Raw genomic sequence first — 16937 nt, forward strand, 5'->3', positions numbered from 1 at the left:
CAAGCCCCCTCCCACATTTGAATGTATTCACAAATCTAACTCAGTGAACTGGATCAAGTGTGGGAGGGGGCTTGCCCCCGATGCTTTTAGAGCTCTACCACCACTGCCTGGGAAGCCCGGGTCGCCTTGGCACGAGCCGCTTCAATCGACTCATCCCGCGCCAGTGCCACACCCATGCGGCGCTGGCCATTCACTTCTGGCTTGCCAAACAGGCGCAATGCCGTATCTGGCTCACTCAACGCCGCGCCCAGGTTGGCAAACGCCGTCTGGGTCGATTGCCCTTCCACCAGGATCACCGCCGACGCCGAAGGCCCGAACTGACGGATCAATGGGATCGGCAGGCCGAGGATGGCGCGGGCGTGCAGGGCAAACTGCGAAAGGTCCTGGGAAATCAGGGTCACCAGGCCAGTGTCATGGGGGCGCGGCGACACTTCGCTGAACCACACCTGATCGCCCTTGATGAACAATTCCACGCCAAACAGGCCACGGCCACCCAGGGCTTCGGTCACTGCCTTGGCAATACGTTCGGACTCGGCCAGGGCAATCGGGCTCATGGCCTGTGGCTGCCAGGATTCCTGGTAGTCGCCCTTTTCCTGACGATGACCGACCGGGGCGCAGAAGGTGGTGCCACCGACATGGCGCACGGTCAGCAAGGTGATTTCGTAGTCGAAGTCGATAAAACCTTCGATGATCACCCGGCCTTTACCGGCACGCCCGCCTTCCTGGGCGTAGTCCCAGGCTTTCTGTACGTCATCAGCGCTGCGCAGCAAGCTCTGGCCCTTGCCCGACGAACTCATCACCGGCTTGACCACGCAGGGGAAACCCAGGTCCTGGACGGCCTTGCTGTAGTCTTCAAAGGTGTCGGCGAAGTGATACGGCGAGGTCGGCAGATCCAGCTCTTCGGCGGCCAGGCGACGGATGCCTTCACGGTTCATGGTCAGTGATGCGGCACGCGCGGTCGGGATCACGGTGAAGCCTTCGGCTTCCAATTCCACCAGGGTCGCAGTGGCGATGGCTTCGATTTCCGGCACGATGAAATGCGGCTTCTCCGCCTCGATCACCGCACGCAGAGCGGCGCCGTCGAGCATGTTGATCACATGGCTACGGTGCGCCACCTGCATGGCTGGCGCGTTGGCGTAGCGATCCACGGCAATCACTTCAACGCCCAGGCGTTGCAGCTCGATTACCACTTCCTTGCCCAGCTCACCGCAGCCACACAGCAAAACGCGGGTCGCGGTTGGCGACAATGGAGTTCCGATTCGGGTCATCTCAGGTCCTCAGGGGAGCGGATCATGGGGAGAAAGGCCGGCATTTTACATGAACTGCAAGAATTGGCCTCAGTTGGCGACGGCACGCTTGCGCAGGCGCCAAGCCATGATCAACCACACCACCGTGACCCCGGCGAACTTCGACACCAGCGCCGTGCCCGCCACCGCCGGCGTCAGCGCGCCGATCAGGCCGAAAAAGATAAACGTATCGAGGGGAATGCTCAGCGCCGAACTTATCCACAGGCGGTCATGCAGGGGGCGCCGGGTGATGCTGAACACCAACCAGTCGATGCATTCGGACACTGCGAACGCCGTGGCGCTGGCCAGGGCGATGGACGGGTCGGAGGTGATATACGACAGTACCAGCGCCGCCAGCATGGCGATGATTGCGCCGTGGCCAAAGCGGGTTTGCACCATGTCGCGCAGGATGAAGACCAGGCCACCCCAGGCGGACCAGATCACATCCAGGTGCGGGGCGGTGGAGAAGGCGAAGTTGATCAGCACGACGCTGCTGATGTAGGCGATCAGGAAAAACATGGGTGAATGACCTGTGAACAAGGGACACAGGGTACTTCACAATTAGACATATGTCGTCTGGGAGGGCCTCATCGGGGCAAGTCGAACCGTCGCACCGCCCCTCCCACATTTTGATCTGTGAACACATTCAAGTGTGGGAGGGGGCTTGCTCCCGATAGCAATAGATCAGGCACCCGAGCTTTTGGGCGTCATCCACACCATCCCACTGGCCACCGCCCGCTCATGACACAACCCCAACACCACCCGCCGCTCGGCGTTATCCATGCGGCTCCAACGCGTAATCTCGTCCACACTACGCTGGCAACCAGTACAGATATCGTCCTCATCCAACGCGCAGATACTCACGCACGGCGAGGCAACAGGCCGTTCAACCGCACTCATTCTTCCTGCTCAACCAAGTCTCGGGCATAGCGCTGCGAGTTATGTACATAGTGCGCGGCACTGGCCTCGAGCATACGTTTCTGCGCCTCGGTCAGCTCACGCACGACTTTGCCAGGCGAGCCCATCACCAGCGAACCATCGGGAATTTCCTTACCTTCGCCGATCAGCGAATTGGCGCCGATGATGCAATGTTTGCCGATCTTGGCGCCGTTGAGGATCACGGCGTTGATGCCGATCAAGCTGTAGTCGTCGACGCTGCAGCCGTGCAGCATGGCGTTATGGCCGATGGTCACGCCGGTGCCGAGGGTCAGCGGGTAGCCCATGTCGGTGTGCATCACGCTGCCGTCCTGCACGTTGCTGTTCTTGCCGATCAGGATCAGCTCGTTGTCGCCGCGCAACACCGCGTTGAACCAGACGTTAGCACCCTCCTCCAGCTTGACCTTGCCTACCAGCGTGGCATTCGGTGCTACCCAACTGTTGGGATGGGTCTCGACACGGGCGTCGCCCAGGCGGTATTTCATGGTTTTTCCTCACGGCTCGCCATTCAAGCGATGGCTTAGATATTGATGAAGCTCTTGGGCGGCTGGTGCAGGCTGATCTTGGCGTCGTCATAGAGCAGATTGATCAGCTCGACAATCATGATCGCCGTCAGGCCCCAGATCTTGTATTCGCCGAACCGGTAGCTGGGCACATACCAACTGCGGCCCTGGTAATCGATTCGGTGGGTATGTTCGCGTGGGTCCTGTCGGAAAAACTCCAGGGGTACGCTGAAGACGGCGGCGATTTCGGCGTCATTGGCCAGGTATTCGACGTAATCAGGAATGACGCCCACGTAGGGCGTTACGCGAATGCCATGCAGGGAAATCAATGGGCTCAACGGCCCGATCACCTCCACCAACCCGGGTGGCAGGCCGATTTCTTCTTCGGCCTCGCGCAAGGCGGTGAAGATCAGGTCCGGGTCGTCAGGGTCGCGGCGCCCGCCAGGGAAGGCCACTTCGCCACCGTGGGTCGACAGGCCGCTGGCGCGCAGGGTCAGGATCAGCTCAGGTTCGTCACTGCGGGTAATCGGCACCAGTACCGCGGCCTCAGGGAAACGCCCGTCAGTTTCCAAGGTGTGAGGGGTGTGATTGCTTACCCGGCGAAGTAGCTCGTCCAGCATGAGTCATCTCGGTCTGTTGGCTACCTTGCATCATGCACCAAAGCGTGCGGGCGCCCAAGCCCAAAACCCGGTGCATGTCGCGAAACGACAACTTGCAGGAACGCCCGGCACCAAGCCAAGATGTGCCCATTCTCCAGGAACCCCAGCATGAATTTCTGCAGCCAGTGCGGTAAACCGGTTACCCAACGTATTCCCGAAGGCGACGCACGCCTGCGTTTTGTGTGTGATCACTGTTCGACCATTCACTATCAAAACCCCAATATCGTCGCCGGCACCGTGCCCGTGTGGGGCGATCAAGTGCTGCTCTGCCGCCGTGCCATCGAGCCGCGCCTGGGTTACTGGACCCTGCCCGCAGGCTTTATGGAAAACGGCGAGACCGTGGAACAGGCGGCCATGCGTGAAACCCTGGAAGAAGCCTGTGCCCGGGTGCGTAACCTGAGCATCTATACCCTGATCGATGTGCCGCACATCAGCCAGGTGCACATTTTCTACCGCGCCGAGCTGATCGACCTGGACTTTGCCGCAGGCCCCGAAAGCCTTGAGGTGAAGCTGTTCGATGAAGCCGATATCCCGTGGTCCGAGCTGGCTTTCCGCACCGTCGGGCGTACCTTAGAATGCTTTTTCGCTGACCGCCGGCAGCAGCTGTTCCCGGTGCGCAGCGAGTCGGTGCCACCGATGACACGCCCAGCCAAATAACCTTCCAGGCAGCACCTTTATCAGGGATACCGTTTCAATGCGTTGGTTGCTTGTTCTTATCTGCCTGTCGTTCGCCACGCTGTCCCCCGCTTCCACGGTGGAGACGCTCGGCGGTAAAACCGTCGAGAAAGTCCTGGTGCTCAAGTCTGCCCACCAGTTGCAACTGATCAACGACGGCAAGCCCCTCAAGACCTATCGCATCTCCCTGGGCAAGAACCCCAAGGGCCACAAGCTGATCGAAGGCGACCGCCGTACCCCCGAGGGTTTCTACTGGATCGACTGGCGCAAGACCAGCGACCGCTTCAACCTGGCCATGCACATCTCCTACCCGAACATCAGCGACGCCGCCCGCGCCCGCCGCGAAGGGGTAAAACCGGGCAGCATGATCATGATTCACGGCACCCCCGACACAGAAGACTACCCGGAGCAGTGGTTCCACACCCTGGACTGGACCGACGGCTGCATCGGCATGCGTAATGTGGATATGCGTGAAGTCTGGAACCTGGTCAAGGACGGCACCCTGATCGAGATCCGGCCGTAATCTCGTACCGTTCGTAAATTAATTCGAAAATAATTCCTGCCTCCAGCAGCGCCTGCCGGTGAATACCAGTTCACCGCGCGGGACAGCGCACTTGTGCGCGACACAAAGACCTCTCTAATACCACTTGATACCAAGCCCCATTAAAGAGCCCTGAAACCGGGGTTCGCACCGTTTTGGTAGCATTGACATGGTATTTAAGTGGTATTAATTTCCGGCCATTACCGGGCGACAACACTCCAATAACCGCATCGGAAACTTCACAGATGAACCCCATCCTGACGCTGCGCCCCGACGACAAGCAATCCACGCCGCTGTACCTGCAACTGGCCCGCAACCTTGAAGCGGCGATCCACGCTGGCCAGTGGAAATCCGAGCAGGCCCTGCCGTCGGAGCGCGCCCTCAGCGAGCAGTTGAGCATCTCGCGGGTCACCGCCCGCAAAGCCTTGGAAGTGCTGTTTGCCCAGGGCCTGATCCGACGCAGCCAAGGCTCTGGCACCTTCATCACACCGCGCCTGGAACAACCCTTGTCGCGCTTGTCGGGGTTCAGCGAAATGCTGCGGCTCAAGGGCTTTGTTCCCACGTCACAGTGGCTGGAGCGCGACATTACCCCGCCGACCCACGAAGAGCTGATCCGCCTGTGCCTGTCGCCCACCGACAAAGTGGCGCGCCTCAAGCGTTTGCGCAAAGCCGATGACACGGTGATGGCGATTGAAATGACCGCCATGCCCGCCTCGGTGTTGCCACACCCGCAAGCCATCGGCAATTCGCTGTACGAATACCTGGAAGGTATCGGCAAGCCCATCGTGCGCGCCCTGCAACATATCCAGGCAATCAATGCCTCGGACGAATTCGCCAAGCTGGTGGGCATCGCCCCCGGCACCGCCATGCTGCTGATGACCCGCGTGGGCTACACCGCCGACAACACGCCGATTGAAATCACCGACACCTACTGCCGCAACGACTACTACGACTTTGTCGCAGAGCTGCGTCGCCATGACTATTCCGCTGAATTGCGACTCTAGGGAACTGCCCATGCCAGAAGACAATATCCTCACGCCCAGTGGCTGGATTCGCGGCCGCCTGGTGCACGAGCACGGCAAGGTAGCTGCCATCGAAGGCACGCCTTGCGACCCGGCTGACAACGACCTGCCCTACCTGCTGCCAGGCTTTATCGACCTGCATGTGCACGGCGGTGGCGGTGCCGACATCATGGAAGGGGCGCAGGCCTTCGAGACCATTACCCGCACCCACGTGCGCTTTGGTACCACCTCGCTGCTGGCCACCACCATGACTGCTCCGGTGGATGAAATCTCCCGGGTCCTCAGTGAACTCGGCAACTTCTGCGAGCAACGCCCTGCCGGCAGTGCGCGGGTGCTCGGTGTGCACCTGGAAGGCCCTTATATCAACCCGGGCAAACTCGGCGCGCAACCCAACTTCGCCCACACCGCGTTGATGGCCGAAGTCGAAGCCTATTTGCGCCTGGCGCCGATTCGGGTAATCACCATCGCCCCGGAAATCGCCGGCCATGACGGCCTGATCCGCGCCCTCAGCCAACGCGGCGTGCGCATGCAGATCGGCCACACCCTGGGCAGCTATGAAGAAGGCGTCGCCGCCCTCGCCGCCGGCGCCACCAGCTTTACTCATTTGTACAACGCCATGAGCCCGCTGCATCACCGCGAACCCGGCATCGTCGGTGCCGCGCTGGCCCATGCCCAATACGCCGAGCTGATCCCGGACCTGCTCCACGTACACCCCGGCGCCATTCGCGTGGCCTTGCGTTCGATCCCGTGCCTGTACTGCGTCACTGACTCCACCGCCGCCGCCGGCATGCCCGACGGCGAATACAAGCTGGGCAGCCACACCGTGACCAAATGCCTGGGTGGCGTACGCCTGGCCGACGGCACCCTGGCCGGCAGCACCCTGACCATGGATCAGGCGCTGCGCAACCTGGTGAAAATCGGCCTGCCGATCAGCGAAGCCTCACAGCGCCTGTCGCAATTTCCTGCGGACTACCTGGGCCTGGAAGAACGTGGCCGTCTGCAACCCGGCAGCTTTGCCGACTGCGTGCGCCTGGACCGCGACCTGACACTTACCGACGTAATGGTCGAAGGAGACACCATTGACTTCAAAAATGCTTGAAGAGGCCCTGGCCTCCTGCGACGCCGTTACGGCACAACTGCAACGCCTGAATCCCATGCTGGAAGAAGTTGCCGGTCGCCTGCGCCGTCAGCCGCCGCAAGTGGCGATGACCATCGCCCGCGGCAGCTCCGACCACGCCGCCAGTTACTTCGCCTACCTGGCCATGCAGCATGTGGGCATCCCGGTGGCGTCGTTGCCGATGTCGGTGGTGACCCTGCTGCAGGCGCCGATGAAAGTCAGCGGCCAGGTGGCGTTTGGTTTCTCCCAGTCGGGGCAGAGCCCGGACCTGGTCAACAGCCTGCGCCTGTTGCGCAAGCGGGGCGCCCTGAGCATCTCGCTGGTGAACGCCGAAGACTCGCCGCTGGAAGCCGCCTGTGAATTCCATGTGCCGTTGTGCGCCGGCCCGGAACAAAGCGTGGCCGCGACCAAGAGCTTTATCGCCACCCTCAGCGCCAGCGCACAATTGATCGGCCACTGGAATCAGGAAACCGAGTTGCTTCAAGCCTGCCAGGCGCTGCCCGACGGCTTACGTGAAGCCGCCAGGCAGGATTGGACTCAAGCTATCGAGGCCCTGCGCGGCTGCCAGCAATTGATGGTGATCGGCCGCGGCGCCGGGTTTGCCATCGCCCAGGAAGCTGCGCTCAAGCTCAAGGAAACCTCGGCGATCCAGGCCGAAGCCTTCAGCAGCGCCGAGGTGCGCCACGGGCCGATGGCCTTGATCGACGAAAATTACCCACTGCTGGTGTTCGCCCCACGCGGCGCCGAGCAGCCCGGCCTGTTGAGCCTGGCCGCCGATATGCGCCAACGCGGCGCCCGCGTGTTGCTGGCCGCGCCGGACGATATCGCCGAACGTGACCTGACCCTGAGCCGCGCCGAACACCCGAGCCTGGACCCGATCCTGGCGATCCAGAGTTTCTACGTGATGGCCGCCGGCCTGGCGGTCGCCCGGGGCATGGACCCGGACCAGCCGCGTCACCTGAGCAAAGTCACCCGCACTCACTGAGTGGCGTTTTCCTGATGAGTACCGTGCCCATGTCCAACAACAATAATGTACTGACCCTCAGCGCCCCCTTAAGCGGGCCGGTGCTGGCCCTGGGCAACGTTCCCGACGAAGTGTTCGCCAGCGGCGCCATGGGCGATGGCCTGGCCATCGACCCGCTGAATGATTGCCTGCACGCGCCCTGTGACGGCGTGGTCATCCATGTCGCCCGCACCGGGCATGCGCTGACCATCCGTGCCGACAACGGTGCCGAAGTGTTGATGCATGTGGGCATCGACACCGTGGAGCTCAATGGCGAAGGCTTTGCCTTGCTGGTGAAGGATGGCGCACGGGTGAGCGAGGGCCAGCCGTTGGTGCAGTTTGATCTGGACCGTATTGCGCGCCAGTGCAAAAGCCTGGTGAGCCTGATCATCCTGACCAACAGTGAGCGCTTCGAGCTGCAACCGATTGCGAGCAAGACGGTGAAGGTCGGTGAAGCGCTGATGCGCATTGCCCTGCGCACATCCGCGCCGGTTCAAACCGCTGTGGATAACTCGGTCGCAGAAGTGAGCGCCACGGTACGCATCACCCATCGTGGCGGCTTGCATGCGCGCCCTGCTGCGCTGATCCGCAAGACTGCCCAGGGCTTCAGCAGCCAATCGCAGCTGCACTTCGGTGATAAGACCGCGGCTTGCGACAGCCTGATCGGCCTGATGGGGTTGGGTATTGGCGAAGGTGACGAGGTACGGGTGACCTGTCGTGGCAAGGATGGCGAGGCGGCGTTACAGGCACTGGTCGCTGCGCTGTCCGTGGCGATCCACGAGGAGCCTCACGCGCCGGTCGTTGCCACGCCACGCCGGGCGAATACCGAAGCCAATGTGCTGCAAGGCGTATGCGCGGCACCCGGTCTGGTATGTGGGCCATTGTTCCGCCTCACGGGCATCGAACTGCCGCAAGACAGCGGCAATCATAGCGTCGACGAACAACTGCAACGCCTGGGTGCCGCCCTTGAGCAAGTGCGCGGCGAAATCCGCAATACGCTGGGCCAGGCGCGCCAACGCAAGAACGTCGAGGAAGAAGAGATCTTCGCCGCCCACCTCGCCCTGCTGGAAGACCCGGCGTTACTCGACGCGGCCACCGCTACCATCGAACAAGGCAGCGCCGCCACCCATGCCTGGCGTGATGCGATCCAGGCCCAATGCGCCGTACTGTTGGCGTTGGGCAAGCCGCTGTTCGCCGAGCGCGCCAATGACCTGCGCGACCTGCAACAACGGGTGCTGCGTGCGTTGCTGGGTGAAGCCTGGCACTTCGAATTGCCGGCGGGGGCGATCGTCAGCGCCCATGAGCTGACGCCCTCGGACTTACTGCAACTGAGCGCGCAACAGGCGGCAGGCATCTGCATGGCCGAAGGCGGTGCGACCTCCCATGTGGCGATTTTGGCCCGGGGCAAAGGCCTGCCGTGTCTCGTCGCCCTGGGCAATGAAGTGCTCGATGTGCCTCAAGGCCAACGGGTGGTACTCGATGCCTCCAACGGCCGCCTGGAACTGGCCCCCAGCGAAGCGCGTCATGCCGAAGTTCACCAGACTCGCGAAACGCAGAAACAGCGGCGCCAACAGCAACAGGCCCAAGCCCGGCAACCGGCGAGCACCACCGACGGCGTGACGGTTGAAGTGGCGGCGAATGTCGCCTCCAGCGCCGAAGCCCAAGTGGCGTTTGACAACGGCGCCGATGGCGTCGGCCTGCTGCGCACTGAATTCCTCTTCGTCGACCGCCGTACCGCGCCGGATGAACAAGAGCAACGCCAGGCCTATCAAGCCGTGCTGGATGCCATGGGCGACAAGTCGGTGATCATCCGCACCATCGATGTGGGCGGCGACAAGCAGCTCGACTATCTGCCGCTGCCCGTCGAGGCCAACCCGGTACTGGGCCTGCGCGGTATCCGCATGGCCCAGGTGCGCCCCGAACTGCTCGACCAGCAACTGCGCGCCCTGCTGCAGGTCTCGCCGTTGGCGCGTTGCCGCATCCTGCTGCCGATGGTCAGCGAAGTGGATGAATTGCTGCAGATTCGCCAGCGCCTGGATGAACTGTGCGTGGAGCTGGAGCTGACGCAACGCCCCGAGCTGGGCGTGATGATCGAAGTGCCCGCCGCCGCGCTGATGGCCGAGCAGTTGGCCAAGCATGCGGACTTCTTGTCCATCGGCACCAATGACCTGTCCCAGTACACCCTGGCCATGGACCGCGACCACGCAGGCTTAGCCGCCCGGGTCGACGCCCTGCATCCGGCGCTGCTGCGGCTGATTGCCCAGACCTGTGCGGGTGCGGCGAAACAGGGGCGTTGGGTCGGCGTGTGTGGCGCCCTGGCGTCCGACCCACTGGCCACTCCGGTACTGGTCGGCCTGGGGGTCAGCGAGCTGTCGGTGAGCCCGCCGCAGATCGGCGAAATCAAGGACCGCGTCCGCCACCTGGACGCGGCGCAATGCCGGCAACTGAGCCTTGAGCTGCTCGACCTGAGCAGCGCCAAGGCTGTTCGCCAAGCCTGTCAACACCACTGGCCGCTGAGCTGAAAACAACAAGAATAGGGAGACACGCCATGTACCAACACTTTATCGAAGGCCTGCAACGCCTGGGCCGCGCCCTGATGCTGCCGATTGCGATCCTGCCAATCGCCGGCCTCTTGCTGCGTCTGGGCGACACCGACTTGCTCAACATCGCGGTGATGCATGACGCCGGGCAGGCGATCTTCGCCAACCTGGCGCTGATCTTCGCCATCGGCATCGCCGTGGGCTTTGCCCGCGACAACAACGGCACGGCCGGCCTGGCCGGGGCAATTGGCTACCTGGTGATGATCTCGACCCTCAAGGTGATGGATACCACCATCAACATGGGCATGCTCGCCGGTATCGCCAGTGGCCTGATGGCGGGCGGGCTGTATAACCGCTTCAAGGACATCAAGCTGCCGGAGTATCTGGCGTTCTTTGGTGGACGACGTTTTGTGCCGATTGTCACCGGGTTTTCGGCGGTGGGCCTGGGCGTGATCTTCGGCCTGATCTGGCCGCCGATTCAGCACGGCATCAACAGCTTCGGCGTGTTGCTGATGGAAAGCGGCAGCCTGGGCGCCTTCGTGTTTGGCGTGTTCAACCGCTTGCTGATCGTCACTGGCCTGCACCATATCCTCAACAACATGGCGTGGTTCGTGTTCGGCAGCTTTACCGATCCGGTCACCGGCGCGGTGGTGACCGGCGACCTGACCCGCTACTTCGCCGGCGACCCGAAAGGCGGCCAGTTCATGACCGGCATGTTCCCGGTGATGCTGTTCGGCCTGCCGGCTGCGTGCCTGGCGATGTACCGCAATGCGTTGCCGGAACGCCGTAAAGTGATGGGCGGGATTTTCCTGTCCATGGCGCTGACCTCGTTTTTGACCGGGGTGACCGAGCCGATTGAATTTGCGTTCATGTTCCTGGCGCCGTTCCTCTACTTGCTGCATGCGCTGCTGACCGGCCTGTCGATGGCCGTGACCAACCTGCTCAATATTCACCTTGGGTTTACCTTCTCCGGCGGCTTTATCGACATGGTGCTGGGTTGGGGCAAGTCCACCAATGGCTGGCTGGTGGTACCGGTGGGCCTGGCCTACTCGGTGATCTACTACACGGTATTCAGCTACTGCATCCGCCGCTTCAATCTGAAGACGCCGGGCCGGGAAGATATCCAGGTGGTGCAGGCTGAAGCAATGAGCGATAACCAGCGGGCGACGGCTTATATCCAGGCGTTGGGTGGTGCAGAGAATTTGCTGAGTGTGGGCGCCTGCACCACGCGGCTGCGGTTGGACATGGTGGATCGCAACAAGGCGGTGGATGCAGAGTTGAAAGCGCTGGGCGCCATGGCTGTAGTTCGACCGGGCAACGGTGGCAGTTTGCAGGTGGTGGTCGGGCCGATGGCCGACAGCATTGCTGATGAAATCCGCTTGGCGATGCCGGGGTTTGTTGCCGCAGCGCCTGTAGCGGTCGCGCCTGTGGATAAGCCGGTGGCGGTGAATGTACACGAGGCCGAAAAATGGCTGAATGCGCTAGGTGGCCGAGGGAATGTGCGCCAGCTGGAAGCGGTGGCGATGACCCGGTTGCGGGTGGAGTTGGGGGATGATTCGGGATTGTCAGAAGCTCAGCTCACTGCGCTGGGTTGCCAGGGTGTGAGTCAACTTGAAAGCGGTGTTTGGCACTTGTTGATTGGTGACAAGGCGTCCGGGTTGGGTGAGGCGTTGGAACGGTTGGTCAGTGAGGTCGGCGCCAGGGTTTAGAGCTGTAGTGGCTTTTCTGGCCTCATCGGGGGCAAGCCCCCTCCCACATTTGAAATGTTTTCGCCGTTCAAAATGTGGGAGGGGGCTTGCTCCCGATTGGCCCTCACAGGCGCCTGATTACTTCTGCTCAGACACCTCAACTAAATCCAGCACCCGATCCACCATCAACTGGATGCCCTCAACCATCCGATGAATCCCCAGCACGGCATCACGCTGGGGGCCGTCGATATCAAAAGCCAGATTACCCGCCAGTGCCTGCACGGATGCCAGGTCTTGGGAGGCGTTGGCGAGTAGGGTTTCGGTGTTCAGACTGGGTAGTACGGTGAAGATCTGGTCGGACGGTGAATCACCAGCTTGGCGGGACTCGGCTTGAGATGAGATTGAACCAGTTAGCAAGTTGTCGCTGATCATCATTAAACTCCATATGGAATAGGCTCCTAGTGATTTTTCAGGCTTGCAGTCCCGGTCACTGAATTGGCAGCGACTCGAGAAGGTTAGTTGTGCGAGTTCCGACGGACAACCTGAAAGGTTTGTCGGAAAGGTCTGCGGCGCATGGGCCGAAGCCATCGGGGGCAAGCCCCCTCCCACATTTTGAATTGTGAATACTTTCAAATGTGGGAGGGGGCTTGCTCCCGATGAGACCCTGACAGACAACAAAAAACCCGCTGACCAAACTGGCCCAGCGGGTTTCTTGTTTATGCAGCCAGCCGATCAAAAATCCACCAACTGCCACACCTCATACGCCGGTGTCTCATACGGATGGCTCAGCTTCAACGCAGCCACAACAGCCACAATCAACTCATCCGCCACCACCAGCTCAACCTTCCATTCCTCAACCACTTCAACCTGCCCCACCTGCCCGATAAACGGCTGGCTGCCGTCCAACGCGCGGAATTGGCCCTGACCCAGCACTTGCCAGGCGCAGCTGTCGTAGTCGCCGATGCGCCCGCCGCCAGCTGCGAAGACGGCGGTTTTCACCGTCTCTACGTGGCTGTCGGGTACGAAGAAGGCGAGCTTGTACACGGCCTTAGTTCACCCACACGCGAGCGTTGCGGAACATGCGCATCCAGGCGCCGTCTTCGTTCCACTCTTCCGGGCGCCACGAGTTCTGCACGGCGCGGAATACGCGTTCCGGGTGCGGCATCATGATGGTGACGCGACCGTCGCGGCTGGTGAGGCCGGTAATGCCGCGTGGCGAGCCGTTCGGGTTGGCCGGGTAGGTTTCGGTGACCTTGCCGTGGTTGTCGACAAAACGCAGGGCCACGGTGCCGGACAGGTCGGCTTCAAGCAGCGCTTCTTCGCTGGCGAACTCGGCATGGCCTTCACCGTGGGCGATGGCGATGGGCATGCGCGAACCGGCCATGCCTTGCAGGAAGATCGAGTTGGACTCCTGCACCTGCACCATGGCGACACGGGCTTCGAACTGCTCGGAACGGTTGCGCACAAAGTGCGGCCAGAACTCGCTGCCCGGGATCAGTTCGCTGAGGTTGGACATCATCTGGCAACCGTTGCACACACCCAGGGTGAAGCTGTCGTTGCGTTCGAAGAAGCCCTGGAACGCATCGCGAGCACGGCTGTTGAACAGCGCCGACTTGGCCCAGCCTTCACCGGCACCCAGCACGTCGCCGTAGGAGAAACCACCGCAGGCTACGAGACCTTTGAACTCATTGAGGTCAACGCGGCCGGCGAGAATGTCGCTCATGTGCACGTCAATCGCATTGAAACCTGCGCGGTCGAACGCCGCTGCCATTTCCACCTGGCCGTTGACGCCCTGCTCACGCAGCACGGCGACCTGTGGGCGGATGCCCTTCTTGATGTACGGCGCGGCGATGTCCTGGTTGACGTCGAAGCTGAGCATGGTGCTCAGGCCCGGGTTGTCTTCTTCCAGGATCGCGTCGAATTCCTGCTCGGCGCACTCGACGTTGTCGCGCAGGCGCTGGATCTGGTAGCTGGTCTCGGCCCACTGGCGTTGCAGCAGGCGGCGCTGGCCGGCAAACACGGTATCGCCATTGAAGGAGATGTTGACTTCGCCGTTGTTGATCGGCTGGCCGATGACGGCCACACAGTCGTCCAGGCCGGCGGCGCTGAACTGTGCGAGTACGTCTGGCGTAGCGTCCTGACGCACCTGAATCACTGCACCCAACTCTTCGTTGAACAGGATGCCGTTGATTTCCGCAGCATCCTCGGCAACGCTGTCGAGCACGATGTTCAGGCCGCAGTGGCCAGCGAAGGCCATCTCGACAACGCTGGTCAGCAAACCACCGTCGGAGCGGTCGTGGTAAGCCAGCAGGTGACCGTCGGCGTTGAGGCCCTGGATCACGGCGAAGAAGGCTTTCAGGTCTTCGGCGTCATCGACGTCCGGCGCCTGTTTGCCCAACTTGCCATGGGTCTGCGCCAGGATCGAGGCGCCCATGCGGTTCTGGCCACGGCCCAGGTCGATCAGGATCAGGTCGGTGGTGCCCTTGTCCATGCGCAGTTGCGGGGTCAGGGTCTGGCGGATGTCGGTGACCGGTGCAAAACCGGTAACGATCAGCGACAGCGGAGAAGTAACGCTCTTGTCGGTGCCATCTTCGTTCCAACGGGTGGCCATGGACATGGAGTCCTTGCCCACCGGAATGGTGATGCCCAGTTCCGGGCACAACTCCATGCCGACAGCCTTGACGGTGTCGTACAGGCGCGCATCTTCACCCGGGTGGCCGGCAGCGGACATCCAGTTGGCCGACAACTTGATGTCGGACAGCTTGCCAATGCGCGAGGCGGCGATGTTGGTCAGGGTTTCACCAATGGCCATGCGGCCCGACGCGGGTGCGTCCAGCAGAGCCAGCGGCGTGCGTTCGCCCATGGCCATGGCTTCACCGGTGTAGACGTCGAAGCTGGTGGCGGTGACGGCAACGTCGGCCACCGGCACCTGCCATGGGCCGACCATTTGGTCACGGGCCACCAGGCCAGTGATGGTGCGGTCGCCGATGGTGATCAAAAAGCTTTTGCTTGCTACGGCCGGGTGGTGCAACACGCGTTCGATGCTGTCGGCCAGCTCCAGCGTGCTTGGGTCGAAATCATCGCCCAGCTCGGTTTCGCGCACGGCCGAGCGGTGCATGCGCGGCGCCTTGCCCAACAGCACTTCCAGCGGCATGTCTACCGGGCTGTTGCCGAAGTGGCTATCGGTAACCGTCAGCTGCGGCTCGGCAGTGGCTTCGCCGACCACGGCAAACGGGCAACGCTCGCGTTCGCAGATGGCCTGGAAGCGTGCGAAGTCTTCAGGGCCGACGGCCAGCACGTAGCGTTCCTGGGATTCGTTACTCCAGATTTCGTGCGGGGCCATGCCCGGCTCGTCGTTTGGAATGTTGCGCAGTTCGAAGCGGCCACCGCGGTCGCCATCGTTGACCAGTTCCGGGAAAGCATTGGACAAACCGCCGGCGCCGACGTCGTGGATGAAGCTGATCGGGTTCTTGTCACCCAACTGCCAGCAGCGGTCGATGACTTCCTGGCAGCGGCGTTCCATTTCCGGGTTTTCGCGCTGTACGGAAGCAAAATCCAGGTCTGCCGAGCTGGTGCCGGTAGCCATGGAGGAAGCCGCACCGCCGCCCAGGCCGATCAACATCGCCGGACCGCCGAGTACGATCAGCTTGGAGCCAACCAGGATCTCGCCTTTCTTGACGTGTTCTTCGCGGATGTTGCCCATGCCGCCGGCCAACATGATCGGCTTGTGGTAACCGCGCACTTCATCGCCACGCGGGGTGGTGATGGACTGTTCGAAGGTACGGAAATAACCGGTCAGCGCCGGGCGCCCGAATTCGTTGTTGAACGCGGCGCCGCCAAGCGGGCCTTCGATCATGATGTCCAGCGCGGTGACGATGCGCTCAGGCTTGCCGTACGGCACTTCCCACGGCTGTTCGAAGCCTGGGATCTGCAGGTTGGATACGGTGAAACCGGTGAGGCCAGCTTTTGGCTTGGCACCACGGCCGGTTGCGCCTTCGTCGCGGATTTCGCCACCCGAACCGGTGGCTGCGCCCGGGAACGGGGCAATTGCGGTCGGGTGGTTGTGGGTCTCTACCTTCATCAGGATGTGCACCGGCTCCTGCACCGCGCCGTACTGGCGGGTTTCCGGGTCCGGGAAGAAGCGGCCGGCGACGGAGCCGACGATGACCGAGGCGTTGTCTTTATAAGCCGACAGAACGCCTTCGCTGTGCATCACGTAGGTGTTCTTGATCATGCCGAACAGGCTTTTTTCCTGGCTCTGGCCGTCGATGTCCCAACTGGCGTTGAAGATCTTGTGACGGCAGTGCTCGGAGTTGGCCTGGGCAAACATCATCAGTTCGATGTCGTGGGGGTTGCGCTTCAAGCCGTTGAAGGCGTTGACCAGGTAGTCGATCTCGTCTTCGGCCAGGGCCAGGCCCAATTCGGTATTGGCCTTCTCGAGGGCGGCGCGGCCACCGCCAAGCACGTCAATCGCGGTCAGCGGCTTGGGTTCAGCGTGGCTGAACAGGCCGGCAGCCTGTTCCAGCTGGCCGACGATGATCTGAGTCATGCGGTCGTGCAGGCTGCTGGCGATCAGCTCGGCGTCGGCATCACTGAACTGGCCGGCGACATAGAAAGCGATACCACGCTCCAAGCGCTGGATTTTGTCCAGGCCACAGTTGCGGGCGATATCGCTGGCCTTGCTCGACCAGGGCGAGATGGTGCCGAACCGCGGCAGAACCAGAAACAAGCGGCCGGTCGGCTCTTGCACGGGAACGCTTGGGCCGTACTTCAGAAGGCGTGCCAGCACTTGCTGTTCGTCGGCGGTCAAGACGCCGGTTACGTCGGCGAAGTGAGCAAATTCAGCATAAAGGCCTGTAACAGCTGGAACCTTCTGGCTCAGTTGCTCAAGGAGTTTGCTGTGGCGAAAGGCAGAAAGGGCAGGAGCGCCGCGCAGGATCAACATCTTCGGGACAGCCTCGGAAGGG

Annotated in this window: 15 protein-coding genes; 7 read left to right on the forward strand and 8 right to left on the reverse strand. The window is 62.0% G+C overall.

The window, feature by feature from the left end:
* Nucleotides 1-86: 86 nt before the first annotated feature.
* From purT to BLU48_RS21935, 5 genes are all read right to left on the reverse strand, one after another.
* Complete coding sequence (purT, locus tag BLU48_RS21915) at nt 87-1268, reverse strand: formate-dependent phosphoribosylglycinamide formyltransferase (protein ID WP_057021671.1); 1182 nt, start codon at nt 1266-1268, stop codon at nt 87-89.
* A 69-nt stretch (nt 1269-1337) separates the two neighbouring features.
* A complete protein-coding gene (locus tag BLU48_RS21920) occupies nt 1338-1805 on the reverse strand; it encodes a preQ0 transporter (RefSeq protein WP_057021672.1) in 468 nt (155 codons plus the stop codon).
* Nucleotides 1806-1970: 165 nt separating this feature from the next.
* Nucleotides 1971-2186, reverse strand: a complete 216-nt coding sequence (locus BLU48_RS21925) for a DUF1289 domain-containing protein (protein WP_056847579.1) — start codon at nt 2184-2186, stop codon at nt 1971-1973.
* The gene (locus BLU48_RS21930) at nt 2183-2707 is read right to left on the reverse strand and encodes a gamma carbonic anhydrase family protein (protein WP_005791135.1); all 525 of its coding nucleotides are present in this window, start codon (nt 2705-2707) and stop codon (nt 2183-2185) included. Before BLU48_RS21930 ends, BLU48_RS21925 begins: the two co-directional genes overlap by 4 nt.
* A gap of 35 nt (nt 2708-2742) precedes the next feature.
* The gene (locus tag BLU48_RS21935; protein WP_046069410.1) at nt 2743-3345 is read right to left on the reverse strand and encodes a CoA pyrophosphatase; all 603 of its coding nucleotides are present in this window, start codon (nt 3343-3345) and stop codon (nt 2743-2745) included.
* Between the two features lie 147 nt (nt 3346-3492).
* Here BLU48_RS21935 and BLU48_RS21940 point away from each other — a divergent pair, with 147 nt between their 5' ends.
* The 7 genes from BLU48_RS21940 to nagE all read left to right on the forward strand — a co-directional run bounded on the left by BLU48_RS21940 (nt 3493) and on the right by nagE (nt 11991).
* The gene (locus BLU48_RS21940) at nt 3493-4041 is read left to right on the forward strand and encodes an NUDIX hydrolase (RefSeq protein ID WP_056847578.1); all 549 of its coding nucleotides are present in this window, start codon (nt 3493-3495) and stop codon (nt 4039-4041) included.
* A 37-nt stretch (nt 4042-4078) separates the two neighbouring features.
* Nucleotides 4079-4582 carry a L,D-transpeptidase family protein gene (locus BLU48_RS21945; protein ID WP_057021673.1) on the forward strand — a complete coding sequence of 168 codons (504 nt, stop codon included), beginning with the start codon at nt 4079-4081 and terminating at the stop codon, nt 4580-4582.
* Between the two features lie 263 nt (nt 4583-4845).
* Nucleotides 4846-5604, forward strand: a complete 759-nt coding sequence (locus BLU48_RS21950; RefSeq protein WP_043046851.1) for a GntR family transcriptional regulator — start codon at nt 4846-4848, stop codon at nt 5602-5604.
* Nucleotides 5605-5614: 10 nt separating this feature from the next.
* Nucleotides 5615-6721, forward strand: a complete 1107-nt coding sequence (gene nagA, locus BLU48_RS21955) for an N-acetylglucosamine-6-phosphate deacetylase (RefSeq protein ID WP_057021674.1) — start codon at nt 5615-5617, stop codon at nt 6719-6721.
* Entirely contained in the window at nt 6714-7724 is a 1011-nt protein-coding gene (locus BLU48_RS21960; protein WP_057021675.1) for an SIS domain-containing protein, read from the forward strand. The genes nagA and BLU48_RS21960 overlap by 8 nt, the downstream gene beginning before the upstream one ends.
* 29 nt (nt 7725-7753) lie before the next feature.
* Entirely contained in the window at nt 7754-10264 is a 2511-nt protein-coding gene (ptsP, locus tag BLU48_RS21965) for a phosphoenolpyruvate--protein phosphotransferase (RefSeq protein WP_057021676.1), read from the forward strand.
* 26 nt (nt 10265-10290) lie between these two features.
* Nucleotides 10291-11991, forward strand: coding sequence for an N-acetylglucosamine-specific PTS transporter subunit IIBC (gene nagE / locus BLU48_RS21970; RefSeq protein ID WP_057021677.1), 1701 nt, complete (start codon nt 10291-10293; stop codon nt 11989-11991).
* A 117-nt stretch (nt 11992-12108) separates the two neighbouring features.
* Here the strand turns inward: nagE and BLU48_RS21975 are convergent, their stop codons facing one another.
* The 3 genes from BLU48_RS21975 to purL all read right to left on the reverse strand — a co-directional run bounded on the left by BLU48_RS21975 (nt 12109) and on the right by purL (nt 16915).
* On the reverse strand, nt 12109-12402 hold the full coding sequence (locus tag BLU48_RS21975; protein ID WP_231988982.1) for a DUF6124 family protein: 294 nt from the start codon (nt 12400-12402) through the stop codon (nt 12109-12111).
* Nucleotides 12403-12702: 300 nt separating this feature from the next.
* Nucleotides 12703-13014 carry a YqfO family protein gene (locus BLU48_RS21980; protein ID WP_046069418.1) on the reverse strand — a complete coding sequence of 104 codons (312 nt, stop codon included), beginning with the start codon at nt 13012-13014 and terminating at the stop codon, nt 12703-12705.
* Nucleotides 13015-13018: 4 nt separating this feature from the next.
* Nucleotides 13019-16915: a phosphoribosylformylglycinamidine synthase gene (gene purL / locus BLU48_RS21985; RefSeq protein WP_057021678.1), complete on the reverse strand. Its 3897-nt coding sequence runs from the start codon at nt 16913-16915 to the stop codon at nt 13019-13021.
* Nucleotides 16916-16937: the final 22 nt, after the last annotated feature.

It is taken from the genome of Pseudomonas synxantha, assembly GCF_900105675.1.
GTDB classification, from domain to species: domain Bacteria; phylum Pseudomonadota; class Gammaproteobacteria; order Pseudomonadales; family Pseudomonadaceae; genus Aquipseudomonas; species Aquipseudomonas synxantha.